We start from the raw sequence: 26,257 nt of genomic DNA on the forward strand, positions 1-26,257 counted from the left end.
TCACACCGCCGTGAAGGGACATCCGATGTCAAGAATCCGCACTCGCGCCAAGGCGGCCGCCGCCCTCGCGCTGGCCGCCGCCCTCGCGGTCGGCTGTTCGTCCGGGGGCGGCTCGTCCACGGCGCCCGCCGCCACCGGCACCCAGGACTCCGTCGACGCCGCCCTGAAGGCGGGCGGCGAGATCACGTACTGGAGCTGGACGCCGTCGGCCAAGGACCAGGTGGCCGCGTTCCAGAAGGACTACCCGAACGTCAAGGTCAACTACGTCAACGCGGGCACGAACAAGGAGGAGTACACCAAGCTGCAGAACGCGATCAAGGCCGGCTCGGGTGCCCCGGACGTGGCCCAGATCGAGTACTACGCCCTTCCGCAGTTCGCGCTGACCGACTCGCTGGCCGACCTCAACCAGTTCGGTTTCGGGTCGTTCGAAAAGGACTACAGCGCTTCCACGTGGGCGCAGGTGAAGAACGGCAACGGGATCTACGGCCTGCCGCAGGACTCCGGCCCGATGGCGCTGTTCTACAACAAGGAAGTCTTCGACAAGAACGGCATCACGGTGCCGAAGACCTGGGACGAGTACCTCGCCGCGGCGAAGAAGCTGCACGCCGCCGACCCCGCCAAGTACATGACCTCCGACACCGGTGATCCCGGGGCCGTGCTGAGCATGATCTGGCAGGCCGGTGGGCGGCCGTTCGCCGTCGACGGCCGGAACGTCAAGGTGAACTTCGCCGACGCGGGCACCAAGAAGTGGACCGCGATGTGGGACCAGATGATCCAGGGCAAGCTGCTCGCCCCGGTCAAGGAGTGGTCCGACGACTGGTTCCGCGCCCTCGGCGACGGCACCATCTCCTCCCTGGTCACCGGTGCCTGGATGCCGGGCAACTTCATCTCGTCGGTGCCCGGTGGCGCCGGCAAGTGGGCGGTCGCGCCGATGCCGACCTACGACGGCAAGCCGGTGACCGCCGAGAACGGCGGCAGCGCGCAGTCCGTGGTCAAGCAGAGCAAGAACCCGGCGCTGGCCGCGGGCTTCGTGCGCTGGCTCAACCACGCCGGCGGTGTCCAGCCGTTCATCAAGAGCGGCGGCTTCCCGTCCACGACGGCCGACCTGACCTCGCCCGCGTTCGTCGACGAGGCCGTGCCCTACTTCGGCGGCCAGAAAGTCAACCAGGTGTTGACCCAGGCGTCGAAGGACGTCGCGCCGGGCTGGACCTACCTGCCGTACCAGACCTACGCCAACAGCGTCTTCAGTGACACCGCCGGCAAGGCCTACGTGAACGCCACCGGCCTCGACGCCGGTCTGGCGGCCTGGCAGCAGGCCATCGTCGACTACGGCAACCAGCAGGGCTTCACGGTCAGCGCGGGATGACCGTCCACATCGAAGGTGACGCGGGCCAGGTCATCGGCCCGGTCCCGCGTCGCCTCTTCGGCTCGTTCGTCGAGCACATGGGCCGGTCCGTCTACACGGGACTGTACGAGCCCGGACACTCCACTTCGGACGATCGCGGCTTCCGCGGCGACGTGCTGGAGCTGGTCCGGGAGCTCGGGCCGACGGTGGTCCGCTACCCCGGCGGCAACTTCGTCTCCGGCTACCGCTGGGAAGACGGCGTCGGACCGGCCGCAACCCGGCCCGTCCGGCTCGACCCGGCCTGGCACAGCGTGGAATCCAACCGCTTCGGCCTGCACGAGTTCGTCGGGTGGGCCGAAGCCGCGGGTGCCGAGGTGATGTACGCGGTCAACCTCGGCACCCGCGGCATCCAGGAAGCCCTCGACGTCCTGGAGTACTGCAACCACGCCGGGGGCACGGAACTGAGCGAGCGGCGGCGCGCGAACGGCGCCGACCGCCCGTTCGGCTTCAAGCTGTGGTGCCTCGGCAACGAGATGGACGGCCCGTGGCAGATCGGCCACAAGACCGCCGAGGAGTACGGCCGGCTGGCCGCCGAGACCGCGCGGGTCATGCGGATGGTCGACCCGGACGTCGAGCTGGTCGTGGCGGGCAGCTCGCACGCGGACATGCCGACGTTCGGCTCGTGGGAACGCACGGTGCTGCGCCACACCGCGGAGCTGGTCGACCACATCTCGCTGCACGCCTACTACCAGGAGCTGCACGGCGACACCGACAGTTACCTCGCCAGCGGCGCCGCGCTGGACCGCTACATCCGCACCACGGCGGGAATCATCGACGAGACCCTCGCCGAGCTGGGCCTGGACAAGAAGATCGGGATCAGCGTCGACGAGTGGAACGTCTGGGACCTGCGCCGCTGGAACGAGGTCGACCAGGCGCGGCTCGCCGAGGGCGGCTGGCGGGAGCACCCGCGGATCATCGAGGACGACTACACCGTCACCGACGCGGTCGTCGTCGGGTCGCTGCTGAGCTCCCTGCTGCGCAACGTCGACCGCGTCACCATGGCCAACCAGGCCCAGCTGGTGAACGTCATCGCGCCGATCCGCACCGAGCCCGGCGGCCCGGCGTGGCGGCAGACGACGTTCCACCCGTTCCGGCAGGTGGCCGCGCTGGCGAGCGGGGTGAGCCTGCGCCTGGCCGTCGAGGGCGAGCGCCTCCGCACCGCGCAGCACGGCGAGGTCGACCTCGTGGACGTCGCCGCCACCGCGGGGGAGTACGGGCGCGGCGCGGTGTTCCTCACCAACCGGTCCACGGCGTCGCCGACCGAGGTCCGGATACGCCTGCGCGGCGCGCGCTACGGCGTGTACGCCGCCGAAACCCTGACCACACCCGACGGCGGGACGCGCCACACGGCCAACACCGCCGCTTCCCAACCGGTCCGGCCGGTGCCGCTGCCCGGCGCCGCCGCGACGTCCGACCCCGGGGGGACGACCATCACCGTGACACTGCCACCCCTGTCCTGGACCGTGCTCCAGCTGTGCCCCGAGGCGGGCGGCCATGCCTGAGTTCGTGATCGGGGAGACCGACTTCCTGCTCGACGGCCGGCCGTTCCGGATCTTGTCCGGTGCCCTGCACTACTTCCGGGTGCACCCGGACCTGTGGGCCGACCGGATCGACAAGGCCCGGCGGATGGGCCTGAACACCATCGAGACGTACGTGCCGTGGAACGCGCACGCCCCCGCACCGGGTGAGTTCGACCTGTCCGGCGGGCTCGACCTCGACCGGTTCCTGCGGCTCGTCGCCGACGCCGGGATGTACGCGATCGTCCGGCCCGGCCCGTACATCTGCGCGGAGTGGGACAACGGCGGCCTGCCGGCGTGGTTGTTCCGCGACCCGTCGGTCGGTGTCCGGCGGTACGAGCCTCGTTATCTCGACGCGGTGCGCGAGTACCTCACGCGCGTCTACGAAGTCGTCGTCTCGCACCAGGTCGACCGCGGCGGGCCGGTGCTGCTGGTCCAGGTGGAGAACGAGTACGGCGCGTTCGGCGACGACAAGCGGTACCTGAAAGCGCTGGCCGACCACACGCGCGCGTCCGGCATCACGGTGCCGCTGACCACGGTGGACCAGCCGGACATGCTCGAAGCGGGCAGCCTGGAGGGGCTGCACCGCACCGCCTCCTTCGGCTCGAACGCCGAGGTGCGGCTGGCCATCCTGCGCGAGCACCAGCCGACCGGGCCGCTGATGTGCAGCGAGTTCTGGAACGGCTGGTTCGACAACTGGGGCGCGCACCACCACACGACCCCGGCCGTGGACTCGGCGGCCGAGCTCGACGCGCTGCTCGCCGCGGGCGCGTCGGTCAACCTGTACATGTTCCACGGCGGCACCAACTTCGGGTTCACCAGCGGTGCCAACGACAAGGGCGTCTACCAGCCGATCGTCACGTCCTACGACTACGACGCGCCGCTGGACGAAGCCGGCCACCCGACGCCGAAGTACCACGCCTTCCGCGACGTGATCGCGCGCTACCACAAGGTGCCGGACTCCGTCCCGCCGCCGGCCCGGCCCGCGCCGGCGCTCTCCGCGGTCCTCCGCGACCCGGTCCGGTTGCTCGACGCGCCGGACCGCTTCGGCACCTGGGAGTTTCACGAGGAGCTGCCCTCGTTCGACGAGCTGACGCCGATGCCTCGGCTCGCCCTGCTGCGCACCCGCGTGAGCGGCGACCGGCCGGGCATCCTGACGTTCGGCGAGGTCCGCGACCGCGCGACGGTGTTCTTCGACGGCGGCCCGGTCGGCACGCTGCTGCGCGAGCACCACGACCGCGCAGTCGCGCTGCCGCGGGCGAACGGCGAGCTGCTGGTGCTGGTCGAGGACCAGGGCCGCGTCGACTACGGCCCGCGGATCGGCGAGGCGAAGGGCATCATCGGCGGCGCGACGTTGCACGGCGAGCCGCTGGCGGGCTGGGACGTGCTGCCGCTCGACCTGACCGTGTTGCCCGCGCCAGTCACGGCGTCCACTGTGGAGGGACCGGTGGCCGGGCCGGTGCTGCTGCGCGCGTCGTTCGACGCCGACGCGTCCGCGGACCTGTTCCTCGACACCGGGGAGTGGGGCAAGGGAATCGTGTGGCTCAACGGGTTCCCGCTCGGCCGGTACTGGCGGCGCGGGCCGCAACGGACGCTGTACGTGCCGGGCCCGGTCGTCCGCGCCGGCGCCAACGAACTCGTCGTGCTCGAACTGGACACGATGCTCGACCCGGCGGCCCGGTTCGTGCCGCGGCCGCTGCTGGGCCACACGGAGGCCTGAGTCCCCACCGAAACGAAGGGCAGTTCGACGATGAACCGCACGTTCCGGCGTTTATTCACCGTCCTTTGTGTACCGATGGCCGCGGCCGGGGTCGCCGTGGCACCCGCGGAGGCGGCCACCGCCGTCACCGTGAAGCCCGATCCCTCCTACCGGCAGCAACCGTTCGAGGGCTGGGGATCGAGCTTGGCGTGGATGGCCGAGGCGACCGGCGGCTACCCGGACGCGGTCCGGACCAAGCTGGCCGACCTCGTCTTCGGCGCCGACGGCCTGAACCTGAACATCGCCCGCTTCAACATCGGCGGCGGCAACGCCCCGGACGTCCCGGCGTACCTGCGTCCGGGTGGCGCCGTGCCGGGCTGGTGGAAGGCGCCGGCCGGGACGACCCGCGCCGACAAGGACTGGTGGACGCCAGGAGACCCCGCGGAGTTCGACGCCGCCGCGGACCCGAACCAGCGCTGGTGGGTGGACCGCATCAAGAAGCGCGTCACGAAGTGGGAGGCGTTCAGCAACTCGCCGCCGTACTTCCAGACCGTTTCGGGGTACGTCTCGGGCGGCCTCAACGCCACCGACGAGCAGCTGCGGCCCGACAGGGTCGGCGACTTCACCGCGTACCTGGCGCAGGTGGTGCGGACGCTGGAACGCGCGCACGGCATCAAGTTCTCGTCGGTGAACCCGCTCAACGAGCCCAACACGAACTACTGGAAGACGACCCTCGGCCCCGACGGCAACCCGGCCGGCGGCCGGCAGGAGGGCGCGCACATCGGCCCGGCGGTGCAGTCGCAGCTGATCCCGGCGATGGCCGCGGCGCTGCCCGGGAAGGTGGTCTCCGCGCCCGACGAAACCAACCCGGACATCTTCGCCGCGGACTGGAACGGCTGGTCCGCGGCGGCGCGCGCGGCGGCCGGGCGGCTGAACGTGCACACCTACGGCACCGGCAACCGGCCGATCCCGCGCGACATCGCGAAGGGCGCGTCGAAGCCGCTGTGGATGAGCGAGGTCGGCGGCAGCTGGCTCGACCGGCAGGACTTCACCAGCATGGACCCGGGGCTCGGGCTGGCCGGCCAGATCACCGACGACCTGCGGCTGCTGGAACCGAGTGCGTGGGTGAGCTGGCAGCCGATCGAGGACTACGACAACATGAAGCCCGGCGGGGAGTCCGCGGCCGGGATGAACTGGGGCGAGATCCAGGTTCCTTTCAACTGCACGACTTCCGACTGTCCGATCCGGACGAACACGAAGTTCGACACGATGCGGAACTTCACCCACTACATCCGGCCGGGTGACCGGCTGATCGCGTCGAACGACACCGCGTCGACGGCCGCGATGCGCGGGGAGGACCTGGCGACGGTCGTCCACACCAACTCGGGGACGAGCGAGCAGGACGTCACGCTGGACCTGTCCGGCTTCGGGTGCGTCCGGCCGGGCGCGTCGGTGACGCCGGTCGTCACGGACGTCACGGGTGCCCTCCGCCGCGGCAAGGCGGTGCGGGTGACGTCGGCCCACGCGACGCTGCGGGTCCCGGCGCGCTCGGTGACGACGTTCCTGGTCGACGGCGTCTCGTCGACGGCCGCGGGCACCGGGCTGGGTTCGGGCAAGCCGGTCACGTTCACGGGGGTGCAGAGCGGCAAGTCCCTGTCGGCGGAGGGTGGCGCGCTGGTCCAGCGCACGACGGACGCGTCGGCGGCCGCGCAGCGCTGGACGCTGACCGACCGCACGGGCCGCTACGGCAACCGCGACCGGTACACGATCGCGTCGGCGGCGACGGGCCAGGTGCTGAGCACCAGCGGCGGCGCGGTGACGCTGGCCCCGGCGGGAACAGCGGACCCGGCGGCCCAGTGGACGGTGTCGACCACGGGCGACGGGACCTGGACGTTCGTCAACGCGGCGGACGGGCAGCTGCTCGACGTGACCGGCGAGTCCCGCGACGACGGCGCCCGCATCGGGCTGTACCGCCCGACGAACGGCCCGAACCAGCGTTGGCAGGCAGTCGCGCGGTAGCGGCGCTGGACCGGCGCTGTGGACAACCCCACGCGGCCACGCGCGGAGGGCACCGGATCTTGTCGGTGCCCTCCGCTAGCGTGGATACCGGGGGCGCGGGGCGCAGCCAACGCCACGGGCCGCTTGGGCGGCACCGTGGACAGCTGGGCACTCCCGCCCGGCCGACGCCGATTTCTGTCGGTGCCCTCCGCTAGCGTGGATACCGGGGGCGCGGGGCGCGCGGTCGCTCAGTCCACCGAGCCGTACGGCCGCTGCGACGCCCCCTTGTGGCCCTCCGCCTCAGCGCCTTCCTCGGCCGCGATCTCCTCGGCGCCCCGGCGGCCGCTGTCACCCGAGTCCGGCTCCAGGTCCGTCGGGGACTGCGTCCCGTCCGCGGCGACCTCCGAGCCGGGCGAGCCGCTCGCCTCGCGGGCCTTGTCGGCGGCCTCGGCCGCCGTCGGGTCGTCGCCCGCGACGTCCGGTGCCCAGCCGTGGTGCTTTTCCTGTTCGGCCATGACGGCCTCCTCACGTGCCCCCTCAGCCCTCCGCGCGTACCCGCCGCGAGCCCCGGCAAACGCCGTCGCGAACCGGCCCGGCGCGGCCGACGCCGAACCGGACGCGGCGGCCGGTAGAGTTCTCCCGGACCCGTTGAAACGCCAGCGGTGGTCTCGGTTGACGCTGCTGGCGAGCCCTTTCCCGTTGCTCGCCGCTTGACGCATGGGGAGGGGTGGGAGCTGTGCCGACCACTGGCGACGGCATGGCGGAGCGGGTCGACGAGCTGAACGCCGTCCTGGCCGATCTCGTCGGGGTCCTCGAGTCGCTTTCCGACACTCCGGGCCTGCTCGACGCCGTCTGTGGCGAGGCCGTCCGGGTGGTGCCCGACGCCGACCTCGCGAGCATCGTGGTCGTCCGCGACGGCGTGACGACCACGGCGGCCTTCACCGACGAGCGCGCCCGGCGCATCGACGACGTGCAGTACGCCGCCGGTGACGGTCCCGGGCTGCTCGCGGCGCTCACCGGCGAGGTCGTCCGGGTCGCCGTCGGCGACACCGGCGAGCGGTGGCCCGAGTTCGTCCTCGCGGCCAAGGAGCTCGGCGTCGGCAGCTACCTGGCGGTGCCGCTGCGCGTGGACGACACGCTCGTCGGCGCGATCACGCTGTTCGGCTTCGGGGCCCACGGCTACCACGAGTTCGACACGAAGGTGCTGCGGCTGTTCACGTTGTGCGTCGAGACGGTCCTGCGGCTGACCCGCCGTTACCGGGAGGCCCGCCTGCTCGCCGACGAGCTCCGGCACGCGATGGAGACGCGCGCGGTGATCGAGCAGGCCAAGGGCATGCTGATGCTGATCCACCGGGTGAGCGAGGACGCGGCGATGCAGCGCCTGATCGTCGAGTCCCAGAACACGAACACGAAGCTGCGCGACGTCGCGGCGCGGTTCACGAAGCGGATGAGCTCCGCGGGCGGCGGGCGTTCCTAGCGAAGAGTGCCCCGAGCCCCGCACACTCCGGTGCCGCGCCGGCTTGCTCCAGCGCGTCCCGGACCGTGACGGCGGTGGCGGTCAGCACCGGCTTGCCGAGGCGGTCCTCCAGCTCGGCGAGCAACGGCGTCGTGTGGAGCGCGGTCTCCGGGACGAGCACCGCCTGCGCGTCGTCGTGGTCGGCCGCGACGGCGAGATCGGTGATCCGCCGCCCGTCCCACGTGGCGAGCGCCCGGTCGGACGCGGCGTCGGCCGAGACCGTGTGCACCGTCGTCACGCCCGCTTCGGCGAGGAAGCCCGCGAAGACCGCGGTCAGGTCCGGGTGGTAGACGGACGCGAGGGCTACCCGTCGAGGTCTAGCCGGGCGAGGGCGGTCAGATAGGCCAGTGAGGTGCTGCTCGCCGGAACGCCGAGGAGCGCGCTCAGCGCGTCGGCCTGCTCACGGGCGCCGTCGAGGCCGCGGGTGAAGCTGCAGCTGGAGCAGGCCCAGCTGACCACGTCCGGCGCCGGGGCGAAGTCCTCGGTGGCCGCCGTCAGGCGGGAGGGCGCGCCGAGTTCCCGCACGGCCGCCGTCTTGCCCGCGGCGTCCAGCTCGTCGACGCGCCCGATGCCCGGACCCCAGTCCACGTAGGCGAAGCCGAGGTCGATGGCCGGGTCGAGCCGGCGGCACAAGGCGGCGAAGTCGTCCTCACCGCAGTCGCGCGTCGGGTAGAGCAGGCCGATGCGGGGACTCATGACCCCAGCATGGCGTGCGCGCCGAAGACCGGGACCAGTGTCGCGTCGTTGAACGCCGTGATGCGGGCGATCCGGGTGCCGGTCAGCGTCAGGACCTGGACGCCGTGGGCCTCGAACCGGCCGTCGCCGGTGGCCGTGTACTCGAGCAGGGCCGGCTGGCCGTTCGCGCGCGTCGGGACCAGCCGCCAGGCGCCCGGGCGCAGCACGCGCCGGCCCAGGAACCCGGTGACCGCGTCCCGGCCGGTGAACCACGTCGGGATCGGCGGCATCTCCAGCTCGACGTCGGCGCGCAGCAACGTCACCAGCGCGCCCGGGTCGGCCCGGACGAACGCGTCGACGTACCGGTCGAGCACCGGACCTTGCCCGGCCGGCTCCGCCAGGTCCGCCTCCACCGGGCCCGCTTCGGCGAGCCGGCCGCGGGCGCGGCGCAGCGCGCTGTCGACCGCCGCCGGGGTCGTGCCGAGGAGCTCGGCGACCTCGCCGGTGCCGAACGCCAGCACGTCGCGCAGGGTCAGCACCGCCCGCTGCCGGGCGGGCAGGAGCTGCAGCGCGGCGATGAACGCCAGCCGCACGCCGGCCCGCCCGGCGACGACGGCCGCCGGGTCGAGCAGCGCGTCGGGGATCGGCTGGAGCCAGGGCACCGAGGGGTCCGCCGCCGCGACCGCCACCCGGTGGTCGTCGGCCGGCGCGCCCAGCCCCGACGGGAGCGGCCGCCGGGCCCGGGTCTCCAGCGCCGTCAGGCACGCCGTCGTGGCGATCTTGTACAGCCAGCGCCGCACCGAAGACCGGCCCTCGAACCCGCCGAAGGCGCGCCACGCCCGCAAGTAGGTCTCCTGCACGAGGTCCTCGGCGTCGTGGATCGAGCCGAGCAGGCGGTAGCAGTGGGCGAGCAGCTCGGGCCGGAACGGCTCGGTCTCGGCGGTGAAGTCCGGCATGGCACTCAGAGCGTACGCAGCCCGGTGCCGCTGACCTGGTACTCGGCCGCACTTCCGTCGACGATCTCGAGGACGGCCTTGGCGACCTGCTCCGGCGTCAGGACCGAATCCATGTTCTTGACGAACGTGTCGCGGTCGACGCCGGTGCGTGCGGCGTAGCCCTCGACGCCGGCCGCGCCGAGACCGGTGAGCGGGGTCAGCTGCGGCAGGAGCGTGGCGAACCGGAGGCCGAGCCCGGCGCGTTCCGACTCGTCGGCGGCGTACGCGCGCAGGTACCGGATCGCGGCCTTCGCACTGGCGTACCCGCCGCTGAGCGGCGACCCGCCGATCGCCGCCCCGCTCGACATCGAGACGACGACACCGCCCTTTTCGAGGGGTTCCCGGAGTGCGGCGCGCGTCCAGGCGAAGACGTGCCGGGTGTCGACGTGCCAGTTGCGGCTGAAGGTCTCCCACGTCTGTTCGTGCACGGGCGCCATGTGCGGCACGGTTCCCGCGTTGAGGACGAGCAGGCCCGGGCGGTGCTCGCGGAGCACGCTTTCGGCGAGGGCGTCGTCGGTCGCGTCGGCGGCGACGGGGACGAAGCCCGCGCCGAGTTCGTCGCGCACGGCGTCGAGTTCGGACTCGCTGCGCGCGATGCCGACGACCGTGCGCCCTTCGGCGACGAGCGCGGCGGCGATGGCACGCCCGAAGCCGCGGCCGGCTCCGGTGACGACGGCGGTGGTCTGGGTGGACATGGGGGACTCCCCGGCGGTCGATGCGGTGTGGACCGGATCTAGACCGCCGGAGGGACGAAAAACCGTCGCCGAGTGAGCCAGGTCACACCGACTCGGCCGGCGGTCGTGAGTGAGAAACAGGGTTAGAACCCTGTTTCTCACTCACGACGGGCTGGACGGGCGGCGGTGCAGCAGGTCGAAGCGCGACCACATCGCCTCCGCGGCCTCGATGGACTCGCTCGTGCGCGCCGGGTCGACCGCCGCCAGCTGCGCCACGATCGCCTGGACCAGCGCCATGCCCGCGGTCAGCGACGGGAAGAACGTCACGCCCTCCGCCGGCACCATCAGCACCTGCTCGACCGCGCCCGCCAGGGCCGGGCTCGCCGCGTCCGTCACGGCGAACACTCGTGCGCCGCGGCTCTTCGCCTCGCTCGCCGCCAGGACCGTGCTCTCGTACAGGCGCCAGAAGCTGATCGCCACCAGGACGTCGTCCGAGGTCAGCTTCGCCGTCTGGTTCGCCAGCTCCGCGTCGCCGGCCGTCACCGCGTGGACGTCGTAGCCCGCGAGACGCGCGTTGTGCGCGAAGGCGATGCCGACCGCCGCGTAGCTGCCGTCGGCGATCACCAGCGTCCGGCGGGCCGCGGCGATCGCGCGGGCGACCTCGCGGAGCACCTCTTCGTCGAAGCGGCGGTTCAGCAGGGCGAGGCTGTCGAGGTCCCGGCGCAGCGAGGCCGAGCCCGGTGAGTCGACACCGCGGTGCTCCTCGGCCACCTGCGGCGCGCTCAGCGACGACATGTACCGCGCCCGCAGCTCCTGCTGCAACGCCGGCCAGCCGGCGAAGCCCAGCGCCTGCGCCGTGCGCGTCACGGTCGCGACGTTGACGCCGGCGAGCTGGGCCAGCTCGGCCGTCGAGCCGAACGACGCCCGCCTCGGCTGGGAAACCAGTACCTCCAGCACCGCGGCCGACTTCGGCCGCAGGCCCCGCTCGGGCAGCCGGTCCCGCAGCCACGCCTCGAAACCGTCGTCGGTTTCCGCCACTTCGTGCCCTCCCTCAGGTCGGGTAGACCGTAACGCAGGGATCTCGGCTTGCAATGAACGTTGCAAAACCGCGAAAACGCAGTATACGTTGTCCGCACTCCCCGGCGCCCGACACGGAAGGCGTTCCCCCATGACCCTGCTGGCACGACTGGATCGGCTCCCGCTGAGCCGGCCCCACTACAAGCTGCTGCTGATCGGCGGGCTCGGCTACACCTTCGACGGCATGGACTCGGCGGTCGTCGCCTTCCTGCTGCCCAGCGCCAAGGCGGCGTGGGGTCTCGACAACGGCCAGCTCGGCCTGATCGGCTCCGCGACGCCGTTCGGCTTCCTCTTCGGCGCGATCGCGGCCGGCCTGCTCGGCGACCGCATCGGCCGCAAGAAGGTCATGATGTACGCGCTGGCCTTCTACGCGGTGTTCTCCGTCATCGCGTCCTTCTCGCCCGACTACGAGATCTTCCTCGGCGCCCGCGTGCTCGCCGGGGCGGGCGCGGGCGCGGAAAGCGCGATCATCGCGCCGTTCCTGTCCGAGTTCGTGCCGGCCAAGCGGCGCGGCTGGTTCGTCGGCGCGCTCGCCGGCTTCTTCTCCTTCGGGTTCGTCGCGGCCGCGCTGATCGGCCGGTTCGTCGTCCCGTCGTTCGACGACGGCTGGCGGATCGCCCAGCTCGTCACCGCGCTGCCGATCGTCATGCTGCTGTGGTGGCGGCGATCCCTGCCCGAGTCGCCGCGGTTCCTGCTCGCCAAGGGACGGACCGCCGAGGCCGAAACCGTCGTCGCCAAGATGGAACGCGATGTCGAGAAGGCCACCCGCACGACGCTCCCGCCGGTGCCGCCCGCCGACGCCCAGCCCGCGACCGAGACCCCGAAGGTCAACCTCTTCAGCGCGCTGAAGTTCCTGTGGAGCCCCGCGATGCGGCGCCGGACGGCGGTGATCTGGACCGTCTGGTTCGTGATCACGTTCTCCTACTACGGCTTCTTCTCGTGGATCCCGACGCTGCTCGTCGAACGCGGCATCACGGTGACGAAGAGCTTCGAGTTCTCGATCATCATCTACCTGGCCCAAGTGCCGGGGTACTTCTCCGCCGCGTGGCTGTCGGAGAGGCTCGACCGCAAGCACACCATCGCGCTGTACCTCGCGGGCTCGGCCGTGAGCGCGTTCTGGCTGAGCCAGACGAGCGCGCCGTGGTCGATCACCCTGGCCGGCGCGGTGCTGTCGTTCTTCCTCAACGGCACCTACGCCGGCGTGTACTCCTACACGCCCGAGGTGTTCCCGACCTGGATCCGCGCCAGCGGCACCGGCCTGTCCAGCGCGTTCGGCCGGGTCGGCAGCATTCTCGCGCCGACGATCATCGGCCTGTCGTCGGCGAGCCTCGGCTTCGCCGGCGTCTTCGGCATGACGACCGCGGTACTGGCGGCGGGCGTGCTCTGCGTGCTCGTCTTCGGCTTGTCCACCGCCGGCCGCTCCCTGGAAGAACTGACCGAACACGGCGCGCCGAAGGCCGCCGCGAAGGAGATGACGAAGTGAGTCTGTCCACTGTGGAGGAACGGGTGCGCGACGCGATCGGCGTGCGGCTGTTCACGGTGCTCGCGTGGGTTCCCGAGCGCAACGCGCTGCGCCGGGTGCACAGCAGCCACCCGGCGGAGTACCCGGTGGGCGGCGAGAAGACGGTCGAGGTCGCCGCGGGCTGGCTCGACAAGTGCATCACCGCGCAGGAGCCGTACTTCGGCCCGGACCGGGCGGCGGTGCGGGAGATCTTCGCCGACCACGGCCTGATCGAAAGCCTCGGCTGCGGCTCGATCATCAACGTGCCGGTGATCGCCGACGGCCGGACGCTCGGGGTGCTCAACATCCTCGACGCGGAAGGCACCTACGACGACGATGCGGTGGTGGTGGCCGAATCGCTCGCGCCGCTGGCCGTGTCCGCCCTGCTCGACCTGGAGAAGGAGAACCGGTGACCGGATCCCTGCTGCTGCGCAACGCCCGGCTGCTCGACCCGCTGTCCGGGGAGTACACCGAAGGCGACCTGCGTGCCGCCGACGGCCGGATCGTGGAGGCCGGGCCGGGTCTCGCCGCGGCCGACGTGCCTGTTCTCGACCTGCGCGGCGCGGTCGTGCTGCCCGGGCTGGTCGACGCGCACGTGCACGTCACGGCGTCGACGGCGGACCTGGGCTCGCTGTCGTCGTCGTCACCCTCCTACGTGGCCGCTCAGGCCGCGCACACGATGAGCCGGATGCTCGACCGCGGGTTCACCACGGTCCGCGACGCGTCGGGCGCCGACTACGGCCTGGCGGACGCCCAGGCGGACGGCCTGTTCCGCGGGCCGCGGCTGCTGTTCTGCGGGCGCGCGCTGAGCCAGACCGGCGGGCACGGCGACAGCCGCACGCGCGGCACCCAGGTCAAGGACGACCACCCGTGCTGCGCGGGCCTCGGCCGGGTGGCCGACGGCGTCGACGCGGTCCGCGCGGCCGCCCGCGACGAGCTGCGCAAGGGTGCCCACCACATCAAGGTGATGGCCTCGGGCGGTGTCGCGTCCCCGACCGACCGGATCGACTCGACGCAGTACTCGGCGGACGAGCTGACCGCGATCGTCGAGGAGGCGTCGGCGGCGAACCGTTACGTGGCGGCACACGCGTACACCGCCCGCGCGGTGAACCGGGCGCTGGAGCTGGGCGTCCGGTCGATCGAGCACGGCAACCTGCTGGACGACCGCAGCGTTTCGCTGTTCCTCGAGCACGACGCGTACCTGGTGCCGACGCTGGTGACGTACTGGGCGCTGAAGGAAGAGGGCCGCGAGCACGGCCTCCCGGAGTCGAGCTGGCGCAAGGTCGACGAGGTCCTGGGCGCGGGCATGGCGGCCCTGGAGCGCGCGGCCCGCGGCGGCGTGAAGCTGGTGTACGGGACGGACCTGCTGGGGGGCATGCACCGTCATCAGAACCACGAGTTCCGCCTGCGCGGAGAGGTCCAGACACCGTTGGAAGTCATCCGTTCGGCGACGTCGACGGCGGCGGAGCTGCTGAACCTGACGGGGGAGATCGGGACCCTGGACGTGGGCGCGTACGCGGATCTGCTGGTGGTGGACGGCGATCCGCTCGACGACCTCGGGGTGCTGGCGGAGCCGAAGCACTTCCGCCACATCGTCCAGGGCGGCGAGGTGGTTTCGGGCTGAGCGGGGTGCGCGGAGCGGCCGGGGCCGCTCCGCGCCCCGTTCACCAGTTCCGCACGGCGGGCGCGTACCCCGCGGGCTTGTCGCCCACCTTCGTGTCCGGTGTGACGATCCAGTTCTGGTACTGCGCCGTGAACATCCGGTACACCGACGCCGGCGGCACCGCGCTCGCGTCGTCGAGCACCTCGCGCAGCTCGGCCGGGATCTCGAAGTCCAGCGCCGCCATGCTCTTGCCCAGCTGCCCGGCGCTGCTCGCCCCGACGATCGCCGACGCGATGCCCGGCTGGGTCGCCACCCAGTTGATCGCCACCTGGGCCATCGTGACGCCCAGCTTGCCCGCCACCTCTTCCAGCGGCTCGAGCAGCTGCCAGTCGCGTTCGGTCCAGGACTGCGCGTCCGGATCGAACCGGCCGGTGCCGCCGTCGCGGTACTTGCCGGTGAGGAAGCCGCCGGCCAGCGGGCTCCACGCCGTGACGCCGAGGCCGAGGTTCTGTCCCATCGGGACGTGCTCGGTCTCGATTTCCCGCTGTACCAGCGAATACGGCAGCTGGAGGTTGATCATCGGGGTGAGCGAGCTCGCCTCGGCGATGCTCTGGGCGCGAGCCGCGTACCAGGCCGGCACGTCGGACAGGCCCGCGTAACGGATCTTGCCGGCGCGGACGAGGTCGTCGAGCGTGCGGACGACCTCCTCGACCGGGGTCAGCCGGTCCCACGTGTGCAGCAGGAAGAGGTCGACGTAGTCCGTGCCCAGCCGGCGCAGCGACGCCTCGAGCGCGCGGACCAGGTGCTTGCGGCCGTTGCCGCCCGCGTTGGGGTCGCCGGGGTCGACGCTGTTGGTGAACTTCGTGGTGAGGACGACGCGCTCGCGCACGTTCGCCTCGGCGATGAGCCGGCCGAGGATGGTCTCGCTCTCGCCCGCGGTGTAGAAGTCCGCGGTGTCGAGGAAGTTGCCGCCCTCGTCGAGGTATTTCCGGAAGATCGGGCGGACCTCGTCCTCGGTCTTGCCGTAGGCGGCGTGGAAACCGCCGGTGCCGAAGTTCATCGTCCCGAGCGCGAGCCGGCTGACGCGCAGGCCGGAGCGGCCGAGGAGGTAGTACTGATCGAGTGCCATGACTCCACCGTGCTCCGCGTTTTTTGGACCCGCAAGTCCATTCGCCGTGTGCGCCGGAGGGAGGCCGGCGCACACGGCGTTGACTCAGCGGCAGCGGTAGCTCGACGCCACCGCCGGGTCACCGTGGCCGTCGTACCGCGAGACCGACGGGAGCGGGCACAGGTCGCGGGTCTTGCCGTCCGCGGACGCCGCCGTGAGCGTGACCGGGGCCTGGCCGTGCTCGACCCAGCCGACCAGCTGCCCGAGCGCGTTCGTCGGCTCCGGGCCGCCACCGCCGAAGCAGTGCTCGACGCCCGGGGCGGAGAACAGCCGGTAGAAGTCGTTCACCCGCTGCGCACCGCCCATCGTCCGCTCGACCTGCCGGCGGTAGGACAGCGTGCCGCCCGGCGGGATCAGCTGGTCGTTCGCGCCCACGAACGTGATCAGCTTGCCGCCGGCGCGGCGGAACGCCGACAGGTCCGGGTCGGACGTGCCGATGACGTCGTCGTACTCCCGCACCGACTGGCGGAACACGTCGGCGTACTGGGCGTACGTCAGCTTCGAGGTGTCGAAGCCGGCCTGCTTCTCCACGAACGATTGCACCCACTTGACGGCCACCGGGAAGCCCGGCGCGACGAGCGTCCCGTCGGGGCCCGGCGTCGTGCCGGCCAGCCAGGTGAAGTCCGCGCCCTTGGGGAGCCCGGCCCACAGCTTGCGGCCGCGTTCGTCGGTCGGGCCCGCCCAGATCTTGCGCATGACCTCGGCGTCCGCCGCCGTGACGGTGAACTCCTGGCCGTCGCAGACGACCTTCGTGCCGACGAGGCCGCGCGGGTCGTAGCCGCACTCGTCCGGCCGGTCGACGATGCCGTTGGTGACGCCGTCCCGCGCGTCGCACGCCTGGACCGCCGCCTGGCGGAACGCGGAAAGCACGCAGGTGCTGGGGAAGTCGTGGCTCTGGTTCATGACGACCTGCGGCCACAGCGTCGCGACGGCGAACTGCGTCCAGTCGACGGCCGGGGCGTTGGCCAGGATGCCGTCGAAGTCGCCGGGGTGGTTCTGCGCCTCGGAGTAGCCCTGGCGGCCGCCGGTCGAGCAGCCGGTCCAGTACGAGTACGTCGCCGGGCGGTGGTAGTACCGCTGCGTGACGGCCTTACCGATCAGTGCCTCTTCGTGCACCGAACGGGTGGCGAAGTCGGTCAGGAGTGTCTGGTCGACCTTGCCGGGGGCGGTCAGCGCCCACGACGTGTCGAGCCCGTCGAGGGACACGCCCGCGTCGGTCGTCACGCCGGTGTAGCCGTCCTTGACGGCCTGGGCGAGCCCGTCGAAGTTGCCGGCGGCGTAGGCGCTGCCGCCGAGGGCCTGCAGCCGTCCGGTCCAGCCGGTGTCGGGCAGGGCCACGGCGACCTTGACGTGGTCGTGGCCGTCGTGGGTCAGGGTGACGGTGATCTGGCAGTACGCGGTCTTGCGTTCCGCCTGCACCGACTCGATCTTCGCGCCGGCCGGTGCGGGGACCGACACGGCGGCGCAGGTCGGCGTCGCGGCGGCCGCGCTCGGTGCGAGCGGGACCAGGCCGGTCAGCAGGAGCGGCACGGCGGCCGCCAAGAACTTCGGGATGCGTCTCATCGGTTCCTCGGGTCGCTTGCGTGGACGCTGCGAAGTTAGGTGGCGGCGGGTTGCGCCCGCGCCCGTCGGATGACGCTGTTGATGTACGTCACTCGGCCTTGAGCTGCGGAAACGTCCGTTGGGTAAAGTCGGTTCCATGGCGCTGCACGGGCGGGAAGCCGAGCTGAAGGAGCTGGGCGAGCTCGTCGACGGTCCCGAAGAACGCGTCGGCGTCGTCGTCCGCGGCGAAGCGGGCATCGGCAAGTCGGCGCTGGTCGCTTCGGCGGCGGCAGCGGCGTCGGTCGCCGGGCTGCGCGTGCTGCGGACGGCGGGGGCCGAAGCCGAGCAGAACCTCGCGTACGCCGGGCTGCACCAGCTGCTCCACCCGGTCCGGGCGGGGGTGGCGGAGCTGCCCGCGCCGCAGCGCGACGCGTTGCGGACCGCTTTGGGGCTGGCGGAGGGTGTTTCGCCGAGTGCGTACCTGGTCGGGCTCGCAACGCTGACGCTGCTGGCCGAGGAGGCGGTCGCGAAGCCGTTGCTGCTGGTGGCGGAGGACGCGCAGTGGCTGGATCGGGCCAGTGCCGACGTCCTGGCGTTCGTGGCGCGGCGGATCGAGACCGAGCCGATCGTCCTGGTGGCGACGCTCCGCGACGGCGTTGCGTCCCCGCTGCTCGAGGCCGGGCTGGCACCGATGGTCCTGGAGCGGCTGGGGGCGGACGACGCGGCGGACCTGCTGGACGCGGTCGCGCCGGGCTTGGCACCGGCGGTCCGCACGCGGCTGCTGACGGAGGCGGCGGGGCACCCCCTGGCGTTGACGGAGCTGCCGGCCGGGCTGGCCGGCTTCGACGGGCTCGATCCGGTGCTGCCGCTGACGGAACGCCTGGAGAGGACGTTCACGGCACGGGTGACGGGGCTGCCGGAAGTGACGCGAACGGCATTGCTGGTGGCGGCGCTGAACGAGACGACATCGCTGGCGGAGACCTTGGCGGCGACGGGCTCGCTGCTGGCGACGGACGCCGGGCCGGCGCCCACCTCGTGCCCCCACGTCGAGCCGGAAATCCTCGCCCCCGCCGTCGAAGCCCGCTTGATCGAATTCTCCGCCGGGACCGTCACCTTCCGCCACCCGCTCATGCGCTCGGCCATCCCCGCGGCCGCCACCCCGACCGACCGCCGGCGGGCCCACCTGGCCCTCGCCGAGGCCCTCCGCGACCAGCCCGACCGGCGCGCCTGGCACCAAGCCGCCGCGAGTGCCGGGCCCGATGAAACCGTGGCCCGCGCACTCGAAAGCACCGCCGACCGGGCCCGCTACCGGGGTGGGGCCGCCGCTGCCATCGCCGCTCTCGAACAGGCCGCCCGGCTCAGCGAACACGACGGCACCCGGACCGAACGGCTGCTCAAAGCCGCCGAGCTGGCCGTCGAGTCCGGACGTCGCGAGACCGCCGAACGGCTCGTCCACGCCGCGAAACCGGCGAACAAACGCCACCGCGCCACCGCGAGCCGGCTGCTCAGCGAGTTCGAAGACGGCGTTCGCGAAGACCCCGCGCGCGTCGCCGAACTCGCCGTCACCGCCGAACACGCCGCGAACGACGGGGAAACCGATGCCGCCGTGCGGATCCTCTGGAGCGCCGCCATGCGGTGCTTCTGGACCGAACCCGGTGACGCCGCTCGGAAAGCCCTGCTCGACGTCGCCGATCGGCTGCCCGTCCCCGATGACGATCCGCGCGTCGTGGCCGTCACCGCCTATGTCGCTCCCTTCGAGCGCGGCGAAGCCGTCCTGACGAACCTCCGGAAGCTCGCCGGGGCGACCGGGGCCGATCCCGAGGTCGACCGGTACCTGGGCAGCGCCGCCCTGCAGGTCGGCGCCTTCGACCTCGCCGCCCGCTTCTCCGCGGCCGCCGCACCCGGCCTGCGCGCGCAAGGACGGCTGGGGGCGCTGCCGCGGGCGCTCGCCGTCCAGGCGTGGAGCCGCGTGCGGCTCGGGGACCTCGCCGCCGCGGTGCCCGTCGCCGCCGAAGCCGCGCGGTTCGCCGGTGAGACCGGCCAGCCGTTCATGTACGGCCTGGCCACCGCCGTCCAGGCCGAGATCGCCGCCCTGCGCGGCGACCACAAGCAGGCGAAAACCCTGGCCGCCGAGGCCGAACGCGCCGGGCTCGCCGCGGGCGCCCGGCCGGTGCTCGCCACCGTCCAGCTCACGCGGGGGCTGATCGCCCTGAGCGAGGGCCGCTTCGACGACGCCTTCGCCGACCTGCGGCGGATGCTCGACCCGGCCGACCCCACCTACCAGCTCGCCCTGCGCGCGTACTGCGTGCCGGAACTCGCCGAGGCCGCCGTCCGGGCCGGGCAGACCGGCGCCCTGCGCGGCATCCTCGCCGAACTGGAGTGCCTGAGGACGCCGTCGCCCGCCCTGCACATCGGCCTGCGGTACGCGCGGGCCGTGCTCGACCCGAGTGACGAGCGGTTCGCCGAAGCGCTGCGGGCCGACCTGGCCGGCTGGCCCGCCGAACGCGGCCGCGTCCACCTGGCCTTCGGCGAATGGCTGCGGCGGCAGCGGCGGGTCGTCGAATCGCGGACGCACCTGCGGACCGCCCGCGAGACGTTCGACGCCCTCGGCATGACGGCCTGGGCCGAGCGCGCGCGGGGTGAGCTGCGCGGCGCGGGCGAGTCGAGCCCGAACCGCGGCCCGGACGCGCGTGAGAAGCTGACCCCGCACGAGCTGAGCATCGCCCAGCTGGCCGCCGACGGGCTGACGAACCGCGAGATCGGGCAGCGGCTGTACCTTTCGCACCGGACCGTCGGCACCCATCTGCACCGGATCTTCCCCAAGCTGGGCGTGAGCTCCCGGGCCGACCTCGCCGGGATGCTGAAGACCCTCGAAGGGTGACTTACACCCGCTGCGTCACCTGACGGGCGCGAAGATCACTCGAAACTCCCTAACGTCGTGAAAGTCCCACGGTCTTTCGCACAGGAGTCAAGATGATCAGCAGGAGAAGGTTCGGGCAGGCGTTCGCGGCGGGGCTGGCGGCGACCTCCTTGGCGGCCTGCTCGTCGAACGCCACCGCCCCCGCCGCGGCGCCGTCGACGACCCCTGACCTGCGGGCCGGGTCGGGTGAGCACACCTCGCTCGGCGAGGTCAAGCACGTCGACGCCGGGGTGCTGAACATGGCGTACTACGAGTCCGGGCCGTCGGCCGGGCAGCCCGTCGTGCTCCTGCACGGCTGGCCGTACGACCCGTACAGCTACGTCGACGTCGCCCCGATCCTGGCCGCGGCCGGCCACCGGGTGATCGTCCCGTTCCTGCGCGGCTACGGCCCGACGACGTTCAAGTCGGCGCAGACCGTCCGCAACGGCCAGCAAGCGGCGGTCGCGCTCGACGTCGTCGCCCTGATGGACGCGCTCAGGATCGACAAGGCCGTCCTCGGCGGCTACGACTGGGGTTCGCGGACGGTCGACATCATCGCCGCGCTCTTCCCGGAGCGCTGCCAGGCCGTCGTCGCGGTGAGCGGCTACATCGTCACGAACCTGGTGGCGAACCGGAAGCCCCTGGCACCACAAGCGGAACTCGGCTGGTGGTACCAGTACTACTTCGCGACCGAGCGTGGCCGCGCCGGCTACGCGGCCAACCGCCACGACTTCAACAAGCTGATCTGGAAGACGGCGTCCCCGGCGTGGCACTTCGACGACGCGACCTACGACCGCAGCGCGGCGGCCTTCGACAACCCCGACCACGTCGACATCGTCGTCCACAACTACCGCTGGCGCCTCGGCCTCGCCCCGGGCGAGCCGCAGTACGAGGCGTACGAACAAAAGCTGGCGGCGGGCCCCGCCATCACGGTCCCGGCGATCACGATCGCCAGCGACTTCGACGGCGCGGCCAAGGACGGCAAGGCCTACCGGTCGAAGTACACCGGCCGGTACGAGCACCGGATCCTCGACGGCATCGGCCACAACGTCCCGCAGGAGGCGCCGCGCCCGTTCGCCCAGGCGATCCTGGACGCCGCCCGGCAGTGAGGGTCGTGAGTGAGAAACAGTGTTCTAACCCTGTTTCTCACTCACGACCCCTTGCGCCGATGCTCAGGCGACCGTGGCGTCGAGGGTGACCTCGATGTTGCCGCGCGTCGCCTTCGAGTACGGGCACACCTGGTGCGCGCCGGTGACCAGCTCGTCGGCCGTGGCCTGGTCGATGCCCGACGCCTCCAGGTGCAGGACCGCGCTCAGCCGGAACTCGTTCGCTTCCGAGTCGTGGTGCAACGTCACCTCGGCGACGACGGCGAGGTCGGTCAGCGGCACCTTCTTCGCGCCCGCGACCCGGCGCACCGCGCCGACGAAGCACGACGCCCAGCCCGCGGCGAACAGCTGCTCCGGGTTCGTCCCGTCGCCCGCGCCGCCGAAAGCCTTGGGCACGGCGAGCGTGACGTCGAGCTCGCCGTCGTCGGAGGTCGCGCGGCCGCCGTTGCGGCCCTCCGCGGTGGAGGTGGCGACGGCGGTGTAGGTCACTTCGGACATGGTGTTCCTTTCAGCGGGTGACGGCACCACGCTAGGAAGCGCGCGAGACCGCGGCGCCCGTCGCGCGACGTCACCCGTGTAAGTCACCGTCCGCCAGCCGCAGCCACCGGTCGATCCCGATCCCGGCGAGGAACCGCTCGTCGTGGCTGACGACGACGAACGCGCCGCGGAACGCCGTCAGCGCGCTCTCCAGCTGTCCCGTGCTGACGAGGTCGAGGTTGTTCGTGGGCTCGTCGAGCAACAGCAGCTGCGGCGCCGGTTCGGCGAACAGGACGCAGGCCAGCGTGGCGCGCAGCCGTTCCCCGCCCGAAAGAACGCCGACCGGCAGGTGCGCGCGCGAGCCGCGGAACAGGAAGCGGGCCAGCAGGTTCATCCGGTGCGACGGCGGCAACGCGGGAGCGGCGGCGGCCAGGTTTTCGGCCACCGTGCGGTCGTCGTCCAAGAGGTCGAGACGCTGGGAGAGGAACGCGATCCGCCCGTCGGCCCGCGAGACGGAACCGCTGTCCGGCGCGAGATCGCCCTGCACCAGCCGCAGCAGGGTGGACTTCCCGGCGCCGTTGGGCCCGGTGAGCGCGATCCGCTCGGGGCCGCGGATCGCCAGGTCGACGCCGGCCGGGAAGAGGCCGCGCGCCCGCAGGCCCTCGCCGGCGAAGAGCGTGCGGCCCGCCGGGACCTCCGTCCGTGGCAGCTCCAGGCTGATCTTCCGCTCGTCGCGCCGCGCCCGCTCGGCCTGGTCGAGCTTGGCCTTGGCCGCGCCCACGCGTGCCGCGTGCGTGCCGTCCGCCTTGCCCGCCGACTCCTGGGCGTTGCGTTTCATGGTGCCGGCGAAGATCTTCGGTAGCCCGGCGTTGCCGAGATTGCGCGACGCCGTGCTCGCGCGGCGGGCGGCGCGCTCGCGGGCCTGCTGCATCTCCCGCTTCTCCCGCTTGACCTCCTGCTCGGCGCTGCGGACGTTCTTCTCGGCGACCTCCCGCGCGGCCTCGACGGCTTCTTCGTACGCCGTGAAGTTCCCGCCGTGGAACCGGATCTCGCCGCGGTCGAGCTCGGCGATCCGGTCCATCCGGTCGAGCAGCGCACGGTCGTGGCTGACCACGACGAGACAGCCGGACCAGTCGTCGAGCACGGCGTACAGCTTGTGCCGCGCGTCGAGGTCGAGGTTGTTGGTCGGCTCGTCGAGCAGCAGCACGTCCGGCCGCTTGAGCAGCTGCGCGGCCAGCCCCAGCGAGACGATCTGACCGCCGGACAGCGTGCCCAGCGAACGGTCGAGCGCCACGTCGAGGCCGAGCCGGTCGAGCTGGGCGCGCGTGCGTTCCTCGATGTCCCAGTCGGTGCCGATGGTGGTGAAGTGCGCCTCGCCGGCGTCACCGGACTCGACGGCCGCGATGGCGTGCAGAACCGGGGCGACGCCGAGGACTTCGGCGACCGACGGCTCGCCGCTGAGCGGCAGGTCCTGCGGCAGGTAGCCGAGGACACCGTCGGCGGTGACGCTGCCCGCCGACGGCTTCAGGACTCCGGCGACGAGCTTCAGCAACGTCGTCTTGCCGGCGCCGTTCGGGGCGACGAGCCCGGTGCGGCCGCCGGGGAACGTGGCGGACAGGTGGTCGAAGACGGGGGTGTCGTCGGGCCAGGAGAAGGACAGGCCGGACAGCACGATTTCGGGCATGGCGAAGACCTCGTGGTGGTGCGAAGCGAAAGGGGGACGTCTAAGGCGGCCGCACCGGCACTGCCGGGGGCCCGCACGCTCCGGAGCTATCCGGAGATGTCGACGTCACCTGCCACGAGTGGTCTCCTCCTGAGGATCTTCGTCTTCGACGATAGCAGGGCCGGTTCAGTGCCCCTGGATCTCCGGCTCGGGATAGCGGCCCCGCTTCCGGTCGGCCGCCGTCGTCGCGATCCCCGCGGCGATCATCGCGACGCCGAGGCCGAGGTGCAGCCAGTCGCCGGCGTCGTCGACCGGGATGAAGTTGGCCGGCGTGTCGTGGTTCATCGCCAGCCCGAACACGAAGAGCAGCACGTAGACCCCGCCGCCGATCATCAGGAACGCCCGCGAACCGCCGTTGGCGCGGGCGGCCAGCACGCCGAGCACCCCGAACACCAGGTGGACCAGGTTGTGCAGCACGGAAACGGTGAACACGCCGAACAGGCGCGCCCCCGACTCATGGCCGGCGAAGTGCAGGTCCGCGTACCCCGCGGTGATCCCCGGCACGAACCCCAGCACCCCCACCAGCAGGAACGCGATCCCGAACACCAGGGCGGCGGTCCGCGCCGCGCTCCGCCGTGACCGGACTTCCGTCGTCATGACACCTCCGCTTGTCCCGAACCGGTCGGCTACCCGGCCCGGGCGCGGACAAACCGGTCAGGACCGCGCGGCCGCGCGCACTTCTTCCAGCACCCGGCGCAGCGGCTGCCCGGTGGCGACCGCGGCGGCCTTCACTTCCTCGTACTCCGGCTGCGCGGTCACGACGATCCCGTTCAGGTACCCGCGTTTCACGCTCACCGGGCGCCCGCGGTAGTCCACGACGACGCTGTCGCGCGGCAGTGACCGCCGCTCGACCGGGGACAGCCGCACGCCCAGCGTCGAGGTGTGGGCGAACACCGCCGCGCAGACGCCGTCGACGCGGTCGTCCGCCGCCAGCGCCGTCAGTACCATGCCCGGCCGGCCCTTCGGCGCGGTCACCGGCGCGCACCACGCGTCGGCCGCGCCCGCTTCGCGCAGGGCCGCCAGGACATCGGGCCACAGCCGCGGATCGAGGTCGTCGACCGTCGTTTCGACGACGGTCATCGTCGCGCGCACCCACGTCCGGTCCGGCTCCGAAGCCGAGCCGACGACCACGCGGACGATGTTCGCGTGCCCCGGCGGGTCGGCCGTGCCCGCGCCGACGCCGACCTTGACCGGCACGCAGGCCGGCATCGGGCCGTACGCGTCCGCCAGCGTGACGAGCAGCGCGGCCCCCGTCGGCGTGCACAGCTCCCGCGTCGCGGGGTGCGTGGCGATCGGCGCGGCCGCCCCGGTGAGCAGCGCGAGCACCGCCGGGGGCGGCACGGTCAGCCGGCCGTGCGCCGCGGTCACCGTGCCCCCGCCGACGGCGATCGGCGACACCGTCACGGTCGCGTCCAGCAGGCCCAGCGCGTCCAGGCCGAGCGCGCACCCCACGATGTCGACGATCGCGTCCAGCGCGCCGACTTCGTGGAAGTGCACGCGTTCGCGGTCGATGCCGTGCACGGTGGCTTCCGCGTCCGCGAGCGTGTCGAACACCTTGGTGGCGAAGCGTTCCGCGGCATCGGGCAGCGCGGCGGCGGCGATCAGGCCGAGGATCTCCGGGAGGTGGCGGGCGTGCCGCGTCTCGGGCGCCTCGACGACCATCCGCCGCGCGCGCAGCCCGTGCCGCCGTACCACCTGCTCGGTGAGCCGGACGTCGTCGACGCGCAGCCGCGCCAGGCCCTCGACGATCGTGCCGAAGTCCGCGCCCGCGTCGACCAGCGCGGCCAGCAGCATGTCGCCGGCGCAGCCGTTCCCGGCGTCGATCCACGCGACGGTCACGGCGCGACCGACTGCCGGGCGACGCGGGCCGCGGCGACGCCCGCGCCGAAGCCGTTGTCGATGTTGACCGTCACCACGCCGGGGGCGCAGCTGTTCAGCATGGTCAGGAACGCGGTCAGGCCGTCGAGGTGCCAGCCGTAGCCGACGCTCGTCGGCACGGCGATCAGCGGTGTGCCGCACAGTCCACCGAGGACGGTGGGCAGCGCCGCCTCCATCCCGGCGATCGCCACGACGGCGTCGGCGCCGGCGATCCGGTCGCGTTCGGCCAGCAGCCGGTGCAGCCCGGCCACGCCGACGTCGACGACGAGGTCCGGCTCGGCGCCGAAGACCGCCACCGTCGTCGCGCACTCGCGGGCGACGGGCAGGTCCGACGTCCCCGCGCACACGACGGCCACCCGGCCCCGCGGCGGCGGCACGGTCCCGAGCGTCACCGTGCGGCCGGCGTCGTCGATGTCCGCTTCCGGCAAGCGGTCCCGGCACAGCGCGCGGGCTTCTTCGCCGACTCGCGTGGCGAGCACCGCGCGATCGGGATGGGCCTCGTGCAGCCGTTTCAGCGCCGCCGTGATCTGTCCGGGTGTCTTTCCCGCGCCGAACACCACTTCGGGATCCCCCGTCCGGGCGGCCCGGTCGAGGTCCAATCGCGCGAATCCCAGATCGGCGGTCGCCGCCGCCGTAACCCCAGTCGATACCACCTTCGACACGTTAGCCTTATCGCTCATCGTATGTAAACTGCTCCCGGGGGATGCCGCACGAATACGGCAATGGGTTGACTGGGTGGACCCGTCGCGATCGACTTACCGCACGCAAGACGCCTCGAGCGGAGGACAAGTGCTGTTCTTTTGC

At 72.4% G+C, this 26,257-nt stretch carries 23 protein-coding genes; 10 read left to right on the forward strand and 13 right to left on the reverse strand.

Going from position 1 to position 26,257, the window contains the following annotated elements:
- The first annotated feature begins 25 nt into the window (after window positions 1–25).
- From AA23TX_RS05905 to AA23TX_RS05920, 4 genes are all read left to right on the forward strand, one after another.
- The gene (locus AA23TX_RS05905) at window positions 26–1,366 is read left to right on the forward strand and encodes an extracellular solute-binding protein (protein ID WP_155541561.1); all 1,341 of its coding nucleotides are present in this window, start codon (window positions 26–28) and stop codon (window positions 1,364–1,366) included.
- Entirely contained in the window at window positions 1,363–2,907 is a 1,545-nt protein-coding gene (arfA, locus tag AA23TX_RS05910) for an arabinosylfuranosidase ArfA (protein WP_155541562.1), read from the forward strand. The genes AA23TX_RS05905 and arfA overlap by 4 nt, the downstream gene beginning before the upstream one ends.
- Window positions 2,900–4,642, forward strand: coding sequence for a glycoside hydrolase family 35 protein (locus tag AA23TX_RS05915; RefSeq protein WP_155541563.1), 1,743 nt, complete (start codon window positions 2,900–2,902; stop codon window positions 4,640–4,642). The genes arfA and AA23TX_RS05915 overlap by 8 nt, the downstream gene beginning before the upstream one ends.
- Window positions 4,643–4,717: 75 nt before the next feature.
- Window positions 4,718–6,640 carry an RICIN domain-containing protein gene (locus tag AA23TX_RS05920; protein ID WP_230862359.1) on the forward strand — a complete coding sequence of 641 codons (1,923 nt, stop codon included), beginning with the start codon at window positions 4,718–4,720 and terminating at the stop codon, window positions 6,638–6,640.
- A gap of 227 nt (window positions 6,641–6,867) precedes the next feature.
- On the opposite strand, the gene AA23TX_RS05925 is transcribed toward AA23TX_RS05920, so the two are convergent.
- Complete coding sequence (locus AA23TX_RS05925) at window positions 6,868–7,134, reverse strand: hypothetical protein (RefSeq protein ID WP_155541565.1); 267 nt, start codon at window positions 7,132–7,134, stop codon at window positions 6,868–6,870.
- Between the two features lie 242 nt (window positions 7,135–7,376).
- Here AA23TX_RS05925 and AA23TX_RS05930 point away from each other — a divergent pair, with 242 nt between their 5' ends.
- On the forward strand, window positions 7,377–8,096 hold the full coding sequence (locus AA23TX_RS05930) for an ANTAR domain-containing response regulator (protein WP_196425416.1): 720 nt from the start codon (window positions 7,377–7,379) through the stop codon (window positions 8,094–8,096).
- Here the strand turns inward: AA23TX_RS05930 and AA23TX_RS49955 are convergent.
- From AA23TX_RS49955 to AA23TX_RS05950, 5 genes are all read right to left on the reverse strand, one after another.
- The gene (locus tag AA23TX_RS49955) at window positions 8,056–8,412 is read right to left on the reverse strand and encodes a hypothetical protein (protein WP_230862603.1); all 357 of its coding nucleotides are present in this window, start codon (window positions 8,410–8,412) and stop codon (window positions 8,056–8,058) included. The genes AA23TX_RS05930 and AA23TX_RS49955 overlap by 41 nt on opposite strands.
- A gap of 26 nt (window positions 8,413–8,438) precedes the next feature.
- Complete coding sequence (locus AA23TX_RS49960) at window positions 8,439–8,831, reverse strand: hypothetical protein (RefSeq protein WP_230862360.1); 393 nt, start codon at window positions 8,829–8,831, stop codon at window positions 8,439–8,441.
- Entirely contained in the window at window positions 8,828–9,766 is a 939-nt protein-coding gene (locus AA23TX_RS05940; RefSeq protein ID WP_155541567.1) for an RNA polymerase subunit sigma-70, read from the reverse strand. Before AA23TX_RS05940 ends, AA23TX_RS49960 begins: the two co-directional genes overlap by 4 nt.
- 5 nt (window positions 9,767–9,771) lie before the next feature.
- Window positions 9,772–10,500 (reverse strand): SDR family oxidoreductase, encoded by a 729-nt coding sequence (locus tag AA23TX_RS05945; RefSeq protein ID WP_155541568.1) that lies wholly within the window; start codon window positions 10,498–10,500, stop codon window positions 9,772–9,774.
- A gap of 141 nt (window positions 10,501–10,641) precedes the next feature.
- Entirely contained in the window at window positions 10,642–11,517 is an 876-nt protein-coding gene (locus tag AA23TX_RS05950; RefSeq protein ID WP_155541569.1) for a MurR/RpiR family transcriptional regulator, read from the reverse strand.
- A 130-nt stretch (window positions 11,518–11,647) separates the two neighbouring features.
- Here AA23TX_RS05950 and AA23TX_RS05955 point away from each other — a divergent pair, with 130 nt between their 5' ends.
- Genes AA23TX_RS05955 through AA23TX_RS05965 form a run of 3 tightly spaced genes read left to right on the forward strand, consistent with a single transcriptional unit; the run spans window position 11,648 to window position 14,681 of the window.
- Window positions 11,648–13,039 (forward strand): MFS transporter, encoded by a 1,392-nt coding sequence (locus tag AA23TX_RS05955; RefSeq protein ID WP_155541570.1) that lies wholly within the window; start codon window positions 11,648–11,650, stop codon window positions 13,037–13,039.
- A complete protein-coding gene (locus AA23TX_RS05960; protein WP_155541571.1) occupies window positions 13,036–13,470 on the forward strand; it encodes a GAF domain-containing protein in 435 nt (144 codons plus the stop codon). The genes AA23TX_RS05955 and AA23TX_RS05960 overlap by 4 nt, the downstream gene beginning before the upstream one ends.
- On the forward strand, window positions 13,467–14,681 hold the full coding sequence (locus AA23TX_RS05965; protein ID WP_155541572.1) for a metal-dependent hydrolase family protein: 1,215 nt from the start codon (window positions 13,467–13,469) through the stop codon (window positions 14,679–14,681). The genes AA23TX_RS05960 and AA23TX_RS05965 overlap by 4 nt, the downstream gene beginning before the upstream one ends.
- 40 nt (window positions 14,682–14,721) lie before the next feature.
- Here the strand turns inward: AA23TX_RS05965 and AA23TX_RS05970 are convergent, their stop codons facing one another.
- Both AA23TX_RS05970 and AA23TX_RS05975 read right to left on the reverse strand, forming a co-directional pair.
- Window positions 14,722–15,789 (reverse strand): aldo/keto reductase, encoded by a 1,068-nt coding sequence (locus AA23TX_RS05970; RefSeq protein ID WP_155541573.1) that lies wholly within the window; start codon window positions 15,787–15,789, stop codon window positions 14,722–14,724.
- Window positions 15,790–15,873: 84 nt separating this feature from the next.
- Window positions 15,874–17,391 carry a tannase/feruloyl esterase family alpha/beta hydrolase gene (locus AA23TX_RS05975; protein WP_155541574.1) on the reverse strand — a complete coding sequence of 506 codons (1,518 nt, stop codon included), beginning with the start codon at window positions 17,389–17,391 and terminating at the stop codon, window positions 15,874–15,876.
- A gap of 136 nt (window positions 17,392–17,527) precedes the next feature.
- Here AA23TX_RS05975 and AA23TX_RS05980 point away from each other — a divergent pair, with 136 nt between their 5' ends.
- Complete coding sequence (locus tag AA23TX_RS05980) at window positions 17,528–20,251, forward strand: AAA family ATPase (protein WP_155541575.1); 2,724 nt, start codon at window positions 17,528–17,530, stop codon at window positions 20,249–20,251.
- 92 nt (window positions 20,252–20,343) lie between these two features.
- Window positions 20,344–21,378, forward strand: a complete 1,035-nt coding sequence (locus AA23TX_RS05985; protein WP_155541576.1) for an alpha/beta fold hydrolase — start codon at window positions 20,344–20,346, stop codon at window positions 21,376–21,378.
- Window positions 21,379–21,441: 63 nt separating this feature from the next.
- On the opposite strand, the gene AA23TX_RS05990 is transcribed toward AA23TX_RS05985, so the two are convergent.
- From AA23TX_RS05990 to larB, 5 genes are all read right to left on the reverse strand, one after another.
- Window positions 21,442–21,873 carry an organic hydroperoxide resistance protein gene (locus AA23TX_RS05990; RefSeq protein ID WP_155541577.1) on the reverse strand — a complete coding sequence of 144 codons (432 nt, stop codon included), beginning with the start codon at window positions 21,871–21,873 and terminating at the stop codon, window positions 21,442–21,444.
- Between the two features lie 70 nt (window positions 21,874–21,943).
- Window positions 21,944–23,536, reverse strand: coding sequence for an ABC-F family ATP-binding cassette domain-containing protein (locus tag AA23TX_RS05995; RefSeq protein ID WP_155541578.1), 1,593 nt, complete (start codon window positions 23,534–23,536; stop codon window positions 21,944–21,946).
- A 165-nt stretch (window positions 23,537–23,701) separates the two neighbouring features.
- Window positions 23,702–24,172 (reverse strand): DUF4383 domain-containing protein, encoded by a 471-nt coding sequence (locus tag AA23TX_RS06000; RefSeq protein WP_155541579.1) that lies wholly within the window; start codon window positions 24,170–24,172, stop codon window positions 23,702–23,704.
- A gap of 57 nt (window positions 24,173–24,229) precedes the next feature.
- Window positions 24,230–25,414, reverse strand: a complete 1,185-nt coding sequence (gene larC, locus AA23TX_RS06005; RefSeq protein WP_230862361.1) for a nickel pincer cofactor biosynthesis protein LarC — start codon at window positions 25,412–25,414, stop codon at window positions 24,230–24,232.
- Window positions 25,411–26,106 carry a nickel pincer cofactor biosynthesis protein LarB gene (gene larB / locus AA23TX_RS06010; RefSeq protein WP_230862362.1) on the reverse strand — a complete coding sequence of 232 codons (696 nt, stop codon included), beginning with the start codon at window positions 26,104–26,106 and terminating at the stop codon, window positions 25,411–25,413. Before larB ends, larC begins: the two co-directional genes overlap by 4 nt.
- Between the last annotated feature and the right edge of the window lie 151 nt (window positions 26,107–26,257).

Origin of the sequence: Amycolatopsis camponoti (genome assembly GCF_902497555.1) — a bacterium.
Classification (GTDB): domain Bacteria; phylum Actinomycetota; class Actinomycetes; order Mycobacteriales; family Pseudonocardiaceae; genus Amycolatopsis; species Amycolatopsis camponoti.